The sequence below is a fragment of the Pseudomonas sp. JC1203 genome, assembly GCF_056175065.1.
Genome location: NZ_JBWCAM010000007.1, coordinates 277,152 through 286,112, shown reverse-complemented (window position 1 = coordinate 286,112; position 8,961 = coordinate 277,152). Strand labels below are relative to the sequence as shown.

Annotated in this window: 8 protein-coding genes; 7 read left to right on the top strand and 1 reads right to left on the bottom strand. The window is 66.5% G+C overall.

The genetic code is table 11. The features are described from left to right. Positions 1-280 precede the first annotated feature (280 nt). Positions 281-2,053, bottom strand: coding sequence for an acyl-CoA dehydrogenase C-terminal domain-containing protein (locus AC0SZ7_RS13370; RefSeq protein ID WP_475504857.1), 1,773 nt, complete (start codon positions 2,051-2,053; stop codon positions 281-283). A gap of 177 nt (positions 2,054-2,230) precedes the next feature. Between AC0SZ7_RS13370 and AC0SZ7_RS13365 the strand changes: the two genes are divergently transcribed. The 7 genes from AC0SZ7_RS13365 (at position 2,231) to AC0SZ7_RS13335 (ending at position 8,869) form a co-directional block, all read left to right on the top strand. Next, positions 2,231-3,457 carry an acyl-CoA dehydrogenase family protein gene (locus AC0SZ7_RS13365; RefSeq protein ID WP_475504856.1) on the top strand — a complete coding sequence of 409 codons (1,227 nt, stop codon included), beginning with the start codon at positions 2,231-2,233 and terminating at the stop codon, positions 3,455-3,457. A gap of 33 nt (positions 3,458-3,490) precedes the next feature. Further along, positions 3,491-4,000, top strand: coding sequence for a flavin reductase family protein (locus tag AC0SZ7_RS13360; RefSeq protein ID WP_475504855.1), 510 nt, complete (start codon positions 3,491-3,493; stop codon positions 3,998-4,000). Between the two features lie 96 nt (positions 4,001-4,096). Beyond that, positions 4,097-5,026 carry a VOC family protein gene (locus AC0SZ7_RS13355; RefSeq protein WP_475504854.1) on the top strand — a complete coding sequence of 310 codons (930 nt, stop codon included), beginning with the start codon at positions 4,097-4,099 and terminating at the stop codon, positions 5,024-5,026. Between the two features lie 24 nt (positions 5,027-5,050). Beyond that, on the top strand, positions 5,051-5,917 hold the full coding sequence (locus tag AC0SZ7_RS13350; protein ID WP_475504853.1) for a fumarylacetoacetate hydrolase family protein: 867 nt from the start codon (positions 5,051-5,053) through the stop codon (positions 5,915-5,917). Between the two features lie 57 nt (positions 5,918-5,974). Next, positions 5,975-6,910: a 3,5-dioxohexanoate:acetyl-CoA acetone transferase gene (gene kce / locus AC0SZ7_RS13345; RefSeq protein WP_475504852.1), complete on the top strand. Its 936-nt coding sequence runs from the start codon at positions 5,975-5,977 to the stop codon at positions 6,908-6,910. A gap of 63 nt (positions 6,911-6,973) precedes the next feature. Next, the gene (locus AC0SZ7_RS13340) at positions 6,974-8,143 is read left to right on the top strand and encodes an OmpP1/FadL family transporter (protein ID WP_475504851.1); all 1,170 of its coding nucleotides are present in this window, start codon (positions 6,974-6,976) and stop codon (positions 8,141-8,143) included. A 90-nt stretch (positions 8,144-8,233) separates the two neighbouring features. Then, a complete protein-coding gene (locus tag AC0SZ7_RS13335; RefSeq protein WP_475504850.1) occupies positions 8,234-8,869 on the top strand; it encodes a TetR/AcrR family transcriptional regulator in 636 nt (211 codons plus the stop codon). Positions 8,870-8,961 lie beyond the last annotated feature (92 nt).

Here is an 8,961-nt window from a genome sequence, read left to right as displayed (position 1 = left end):
GCAACTGTCTTTGAAATGGCGTCGTCTGCATCGCGACTAAAGTCGGCTCCTACGCCGTACGCGGTAGGAGCCGGCCTTGGCCGCGATGCAGGCGACGCGATCCAAGCGGTATACGCATTCGCGTAGCAGCAACTGTCTTTGAAATGGCGTCGTCTGCATCGCGACTAAAGTCGGCTCCTACGCTGTACGTGGTAGGAGCCGGCCTTGGCCGCGATGCAGGCGACGCGATCCAAGCGGTATACGCATTCGCGTAGCTGCCGCCAGGCTGCGTCCGACCCTCTCAGAAATCCTCAGCCTGAATCTGGTAAAGCGAGTCGCTGCCCGCGCGTATCGCGGCCTCAAGGCTGAGGATGCGCGGCAGCAACTTGGCAAAATAAAACCCGGCGGTGGCCAGCTTGGCACTGTGGAAGGCTTCGTCTTCGGTATGCTTGAGCGTCGCCACCCTTGCCATGCGCGCCCACATGTAGGCGTAGGCGACATAACCGAACAGGTGCAGGTAGTCCACGCAGGCGCTGCTGACGGCGTTGGCGTCCAGCGCCGCCTGGTCCAGCAGCCAACTCCCCACTTCCTCCAACCGCTGCAGCGCATCCAGCAGGGGCTTTGCATGAGGGCAGCCGGGCAGGGCCGCGTATGCGCGAATTTCATCGGTAAAGATCCGCAGCGCCTCGCCGCCATTGGCGATCACCTTGCGCCCCAACAGGTCCAGGGCCTGGATGCCGTTGGTGCCCTCGTAGATCTGCGCGATGCGCACATCGCGCACCAGCTGTTCCTGGCCCCATTCGCGAATGTAGCCGTGGCCGCCGAACACTTGCTGGCCGTGGATGCAGCTCTCAAGCCCGGTGTCGGTGAAGAAGGCCTTGGCCACCGGCGTCAGCAGCGCCACCAGCGCCTGTGCGCGCTCGCGTTCGGCGGCGTCGGGGGCGTGCCTGGCCAGGTCCAGCTGCTGGCCCACGTAGCAGGCGAACGCCCGGCCGCCCTCGGTCATGGCCTTCATGGTCAGCAGCATGCGCCGCACATCACCGTGGACGATGATCGGGTCGGCAGCCTTGTGCGGCGCCTGCGCACCTGCCGCCGAACGGCTTTGCAGGCGGTCGCGGGCGTAGGCCACGGCGTTCTGCCAGGAAGCCTCGGCACAGCCGATGCCCTGCAGGCCGATGGACAGGCGCTCGTAGTTCATCATCGTGAACATTGCCGCCAGGCCCTTGTGCGCTTCGCCCACCAGCCAGCCGGTGGCGCCGTCGAAGTTCATCACGCAAGTGGACGAGGCCTTGATGCCCATCTTGTGCTCGATGGAACCACAGCTCACGGCGTTGGCCTGGCCTGGGCTGCCATCGGCATTGACCAGCAACTTGGGCACCAGGAACAGCGAGATACCCTTGGGCCCCGCTGGCGCGTCGGGCAGGCGGGCCAGCACCAGGTGGATGATGTTCTCGGTGAGGTCCTGTTCGCCGCCGGTGATGAAAATCTTGCTGCCACTGATGGCAAAGCGGTCGTCGCCGGCCGGCACGGCACGGGTGCGAATCAGCCCCAGGTCGGTGCCGGCGTGGGCCTCGGTCAGGCACATGGACCCGGCCCAGCGCCCCTCGTACATGGCCGGCAGGTACGTGGCCTTGAGCGGCTCGCTGGCGTGCACGTCGATGGCCAGGCAGGCGCCGGCGCTGAGCACCGAGTACAGCGCCAGGCTGGAGTTGGCCGCGTAAAGCATTTCCTCGAACTGCACCGCCAGCATCTTCGGCATGCCCATGCCGCCCCAGGCCGGGTTGCCACTCAGGCCTACCCAGCCACCGCCACTGTAGGCGGCGTAGGCCTGCTGGAAACCGGCCGGGGTGCGCACTTGGCCGTCCTGCCAACGGGCGCCTTCCTCGTCGCCGCTGCGGTTGAGCGGCGCGAGGATGCCGGCGCTGACCTTTGCCGCTTCTTCAAGTACCGCGTCGGCGGTGTCGGCGTCCACCGTGTCGGCGAGTCCGGGCAGGCGTGCCCACAGCGCGGGGCCTTCGAATACATCGTGCAGCACGAAACGCAGGTCTTTCAGCGGGGCGGTATAGGCGGGCATGGCGGGTAAAACCTCTTGTGATTGTTGGTGGTGAAGCCCGTGGCAGAGCGGTTTGAAAAAACGCTCAAAAAAACTATTGATGACTCTATCAAAAATGATGACTATATCAATAGTGCTCGACCCGGCCCCTTCCACTGGGTGTGAGCTGACAACAACAAAGACAAACAGGACGACACCATGAACGCGATTGATCCCGCTGCACGCCCGCATGCCGCCATTGGCCAGGACCGCAGCACCACGCTGCGCGACTACGCCCGCGGGCTGATTCCCACCCTCAAGGCGCGTGTCGCCGAGACCGTGCGCCTGGGGCGCTTGCCCGCTGAAACCATTGCCGACCTTGAAGCCGGCGGCCTGCTGAGCATGACCACGCCCCGCCTGTACGGCGGCGACCCGGTCAGCGTGCGCACCTTCCTCGACGTGGTGGCCGAGCTGGGCCGCGCCGACGCTTCGGTGGCCTGGGTGGTGGCCCTGACCAACGTCACCACCTGGGCGGCCGCCGCGCTGTTCAACCAGCAGACCGGCGACGCCATCTTCCGCGGCGACAAGCCCGCGCGGGTGACCGGCGTGCTGTCGCCGCGCAAGGCCGTGGTGCGCAAGGTCGAGGGCGGCTATGTGATTGAAGAGGGCCTGTGGGGCTTCAACTCCGGCGTCTACCACGCCACCTGGGATTTCCTCGGCATGCCCATCGTCGATGCCGCAGGCAAGGTGCTGGACCAGGGCGCGGCGATGATCCCGGCCCATGAGCTGGAAATCCTCAACGACTGGAACGTGATCGGCATCTGCGGCAGCGGCAGCTCCAGCGTCAAGGTCAGCAACCTGTTCGTGCCCGAGGCGCGCGTCACTTCCATGAGCCGCGCCATCGAAGGTGACTACGCTTCCAGTCACCTGGCCGACGAGCCGCTGTTCCGCACCGCGTGCATGCCCATGCTGGCCATCATCCTCGCGTTTCCCGCCCTGGGGCTGGGCGTGGCGGCGCTGGAAACCTTCCTGGAAACCCTGCCACGCCGGGGTATCCAGTACTCCTGGTACGCCAAGCAGTCCGAGGCGCCCATCACCCACCTGCAGGTGGGCGAGGCGTCGGCGAAAATCGACGCGGCGCGGGCGGTGCTGGAACGGCACGCCGAAACCATGGACGTCAGCGCTGCCTCCGGCGTGTACATGGACTTCCAGGAACGCGCCCGTATACGCCGCGACGTCGGCTATGCCGAGAAGCTCATCTGGGAAGCCGTGGACCTGCTGGCCTCGGCTTCCGGCGGCTCGCTGGCGTCGGTCAACAACCCCATGACCCGCATCTGGCAGGACGCGCGCATCGCCTCGCTGCATGGCGTGGTCAGCCCCAACACCAACTTCGAGACCTACGGCCGCATCCTCTGCGGGTTGACGCCTGGCACCCCGTTCATCTGAACCGGGCAGCACTTCATTACAGGAGACAGGCACATGCAGGTTGAGCAAATCGACGCCCGCGCCTTTCGGCGGGTCATGGGCAAATTCGCCACCGGTGTCACGGTGGTCACTTTCGAGCATGAGGGCAGCACCGCCGGCATGACCGCCAACGCGTTCATGTCGCTGTCGGTGGACCCGCCCATGGTGCTGATCGCCGTGCGCAACCCCTCGCGCTTCGCCAGCAGCGTGGCGGTGGGCGACCCGTTCGGCATCAGCTTCCTGCGCGAAGAGCATGAAACCCTGAGCAGCCACTTCGGCGGCCGCCCGCAGCCGGGCCACGCTCCGGCCTTCGTGCCGGTGCAGCAGGTGCCGGTGCTGGACGGCGCGCTGGTGCAGTTGGCGGTGCGCGCCAACGCCGTGCACGCGGGCGGCGACCACCTGATCTACACCGCCGACGTGCTGGGCCTGGCCGAGTCGGACGGGCGCCCGTTGCTGTTCTTCTCCGGCGCCTACAAACAGCTGCACGCACTGGACCCGGCCACCTGCTGGTTCGACGTCGGCTGACCGCCGGCACCGCTTGAACACTGCTTTCCCACACGGTCCCGCGGGCACCGTGCGGCCCCGCTTTGCCCGCGAATTCACAAGAACAAGGAGCACAAGATGATTGCCGTTCGCGATATTGCCTACGTGCGCTACCAGGTGCCGGACCTCGTCACGCAAGCGCGCTTCCTCGAAGATTTCGGCCTGCGCGTGCACCAGCAGAGCGCCTCGGCGCTGGTGATGGCCAGCCATGCCGGCGGCTACCCCGCGTACCTGGCCAGCAAGGGCCCGGCCCAGGCCCTGGGCGCAGGTTTCGTGGTGCAGAGCCTCGCCGACCTGCACGCAGTAGCCGCGCAGCAAGGCACCGAAGTCAGCTTCAACCATGAGCTGGGTGCCGGCTCGGTGGTGCACCTGCGTGACCCCGACGGCTTCCGGATTGACCTGCTGTTCGGTGGCGAGACCGTGCCGCCGTTACCGGTGCGCCGCCCGCTGCAGCTCAACAACGCCGGCGAGCAGCGCCGGGTAGGGCGCACCAACCGCGTGGCCGCCCAGGCTTCGCGGGTGATGCGCCTGGGCCACGTGGTGCTCAAGACCGTGGATTTTCCGGCGATGCTGGCCTTCTACCAGGACGTGCTGGGCTTTCGCGTCTCCGACAGCTACCACGGCGAACGCCCGGAGCACACCGTGGCGGCGTTCCTGCACTGCGGCCTGGGTGAGCAGTACACCGACCACCACACCCTGGCGCTGCTTGGGCTGGGCAATGCAACGCCGGCCTTCGACCACAGCGCTTTCGAGGTGCTGGACTGGGATGACCTGGCCTGTGGCAGCCACCATCTGCAGGCCAAGGCCTACACCCACTCCTGGGGTATCGGCCGGCATGTGCACGGCAGCCAGGTGTTCGACTACTGGCGCGACCCGTTCGGCAACAAGGTCGAGCACTGGACCGACGGCGACCTGGTCAACGACCACACGCCCACCACCAACACCCCCCTGAACCCCGATGCGCTGGCGCAATGGGCGCCGCCGCTGGCCCCGGATTTCCTCGCCTGAACCCTTTTTACTGGAGCAACCACGATGAAACTTGCACGCTATAGCCACGACGGTAAAACCTTCGTGGGCAAGGTCGAAGGCACCCGCGTCGTCGACCTGACCGCCCTGGCCACCCCCCATGCGCTGCTGGACGTGGCCGCGCTGTTGGCCCCGGCCACCCTGGCCGCTGCCGCCGACATCCAGGCCACCGACAGCAACAGCCTGGCGCTGGACCAGGTGCGCCTGCTGGCGCCGATTGTGCGCCCGGGCAAATTCCTCTGCCTGGGCATGAACTACAAGGACCACGAAGCCGAGGCCCGGCGCCTGGGCGTGGCGATTCCGCCGTCACAGGTGTGGTTCAGCAAGCAGATCAGCTGCATCACCGGCCCCTACGACCCAGTGCACGACCCCATCGCCTGCGAGCGCCTGGACTACGAGGCCGAGCTGGGCGTGGTGATCGGCAAGGGCGGCCGGCGCATCAGCGAGGCCGAGGCGCTTGACCACGTGGCCGGCTACTTCGTCGCCAACGACGTCAGCGCCCGCGACTGGCAGGCCAAGAGCCCGACCTGGACCCTGGGCAAGTCGTTCGACACCCATGGCCCCATCGGCCCGTGGATCGTCACCGCCGACGAGATCCCCGACCCGCAGGCCCTGGGCATCCGCCTCAGCGTCAACGGCGAAGTGCGCCAGGACTCCAACACCCGCCTGATGAACTACAGCGTCGCCCGGCAGATCGCCTACCTCAGCGAAGTGATGACCCTGGAGCCGGGCGACATCCTCATCACCGGCACCCCGGCCGGCGTCGGCATCGGCATGGCCCCGCCGCACTTCCTCAAGGCCGGCGACGTGGTGCGGGTGGCCATCGAAGGCATCGGCCACATCGAGAACACCATCATCAACGAACCGTTCTGAGCCTGCAGGCCGGCAGCGCCTGCCGGCCTTCAACCCAACAATAAAAGGGACCACCCCATGGCTGCCACCAACAAGAAAGTCATCATCACCTGCGCCATCACCGGCTCTGTCCATACCCCGTCGATGTCACCTTTCCTGCCCATCACGCCGGCGCAGATCGCCCGCTCGGCCATCGAAGCGGCCGAGGCCGGCGCCGCCGTGGTGCACTTGCACGCCCGCGACCCGGGCACCGGCATGCCCAGCCAGGCACCGGTGCTGTTCGAGCAGTTCCTGCCGGTGATCAAGCGCGAATCCGACGTGGTGTTGAACCTCACCACCGGCGGCGCGCCGACCATGAGTATCGAGGAGCGCCTGGCGCCGGCGCTGCAGTTCCAGCCCGAAGTGGCCTCGCTGAACATGGGCACCATGAACTTTGGCTCCTATGAGCTGCTGGAGCGCTACTCGAGTTTCCAGCACGAGTGGGAGCGGCCGTACCTGGCCGACAGCGACGAGCGGATTTTCCGCAACACCTTCCGCGACATCGCCTTCATCCTCGACGCCTGCGCGGCCAACCGCACCCGCTTCGAGATCGAGTGCTACGACATCGGCCACCTGTACACGGCCGCGCATTTCCGCCAGCGCGGGCTGGTCAAGGACCCGCTGTTCATCCAGTCGGTGTTCGGCATCCGTGGCGGCATCGGCAACCACCCCGAAGACATTACCCACATGAAGCGCACCGCCGACCGCCTGTTCGGCGACGCCTACAACTGGTCGGTGTTGGGCGCCGGCGCGCAGCAATCGCGTATCGCCACCCAGGCGCTGTTGCAGGGCGGCCATGTGCGCGTGGGCCTGGAAGACAACCTGTGGCTGGGCAAGGGCCAGCTGGCCGAAAGCAACGCGCAGCAGGTACGCGCCATTCGCCAGGTGGTCGAGGCCCTGGGCTTCGAGGTGGCTACCCCGGACGAGGCGCGGCAGATCATGGGCTTGAAGGGGCGCGACAACGTGGCCTTCTAACCCCGCCAGGGGCGTTTTACCAACGCGTTATCCAATAAAAATAAAATAAGTGCGGGTAAACACATGACTCACAAGACAAGCGCCGCCGCGTGCGTGGCAGGCGTGCTGCTGGCCAGCGCCAGCGCCCACGGCATGAACTTCAACATCCCCACCTCCGCCAGCATCGAGTCCGCCCAGATGGGCGGCGCCTCGCTGGCGTTCCCCCAGTCGAGCATGATCGCCAGTGACAACCCGGCGGGCATGGCCATGCTCGGCAACCGCACCGACGCCGGGATGGAGCTGTTCCTGGCGCACTTTCGTTCAAGCTTTGGCAACGAGAACAACCGCGACGATTTCAAGGTGGCCGCGCCCATTCCCAGTGGCGGCATCAACTGGATGGCCAGCGAGCGCATGAGCCTGGGGCTGTCGATGTACTCGGTGGGCTCGGGGGTGGACTACGACCATGCTGCCGTGCCGGGGCAAGGCTTCCCGGCGGTGAAGACCAAGGTGGCGTTCCTCAACTTCGCCCCGACGCTGGCCTATAAGATTACCCCGGACCTGAGCCTGGGCATTTCGGCGCTGATCGGCGTGCAGCATTTGCAGGCGCGCGGCATGGTTGCGCCGCAGGCGGACGGCAGCCTGGGCCTGCTGCCCAGCCATGGGGTGTCGACCAACATGGGTTATGGCGCGCGCATCGGGGCGTTGTGGAACCTCAACAGCACCGTCAGCGTGGGCGCGTCGTGGTCACCGAAGATGCGCTTCGGCAAGGCGGACGGCTACAAGGACGACCTGCTGGCGGGCGCCGGTGGCCATCTGGACCTGCCCGAGCAGTATGGGATAGGGGTGGCGTTGCACGTAACGCCCACCCTCACCCTGGCCGCCGATTACCTGCGCATCGAGTGGAGCCATGTCGGCTTTCTCGACGACCCGCAGGGCGCCGGGCTGCGCAGCCAGAACGTCTACCGGGTGGGCGCTTCGTGGCAGGCGATGCCGGCGCTGACCTTGCGCGCAGGCTTCAAGCAGGCGTCGCGCGCGGTGGACTCCGACCACACGGCGGCCAACTACTTCTCGCCGGGCATCCTCGATAATTCCATCAGCAGTGGCTTCAGCTGGCAGGCCACGGCGTCCACGGCGCTGTCGCTGGGCTGGGAATACCACCTGCCGCAGACCGTTCGCGGCACCGGGCCGAGCACCGGCAGCAACCTGGGCGCGCATTATTCGCAGGTGTTGCTGGGGCTGGGCACGCGGTTCTAGGGCAAAGCCCTTGGCGGGGATAATCGTCTTGCAGCGCAGAGTCGAGTATCCTGTGGCCCGTCACGGCCACGTCTGGAATAAGGGAAGGTTATGCCTGCCAAGGGCGATCAGCACGGCGCTCCCAAGCCGAAAATCAATCAGAAAGCCCGTGAGCGCACGCGCGGCAAACTGCTGCGCGCCGCGCGCACGGTCATGGGCAGCAAGGGCATCGACGCCACTGCCATCAATGACATCACCGAAGAGGCAGGGCTGTCGTTCGGCTCCTTCTACAACTACTTCAGCAGCAAGGAAGACGTGGCGCGGGCGGTGTTCCAGGAAGACGCCCTGCTGATGGCCGACCTGCTGGACGCCGCCACCTTGCCGGATGCAGGCATTGCCGAAGTGGTGGGGGTGAACATGCGCCGCACTATCCACCGTGGCCTCACCGACCCGGTGTGGGGCTGGTTCATGATTCACTCGGTGTACAGCATCAACGACATGGTCGTGACCATGGGCACGCGCCTGGCCCGCGACCTGGAAACCGGCAAGCGCGCCGGGGTGTTCAACGTCAAGGAAATCGACGCCACCGTGGATTGCGTGGTGGGCGGCATGCTCTACCTGCTGCGCCAGATACTGGAAGGCGCGCGCCCGGCCACGGCGGTGGAAAGCATGGTGCATTTCGTGCTCAGCGGCCTGGGCGTGGGCAGCGAAGAGATCGAGCGTATCAACAGCATTGATTTGCAGTGAGAGTGTGCAGTTGTGGGGGGGGGGGGGGGCGCGGGGGGGTGGGGGGGGGGGGGGTGGCTGGGGGGGCACCCCCCCCACGCGCGCCCAAAGCG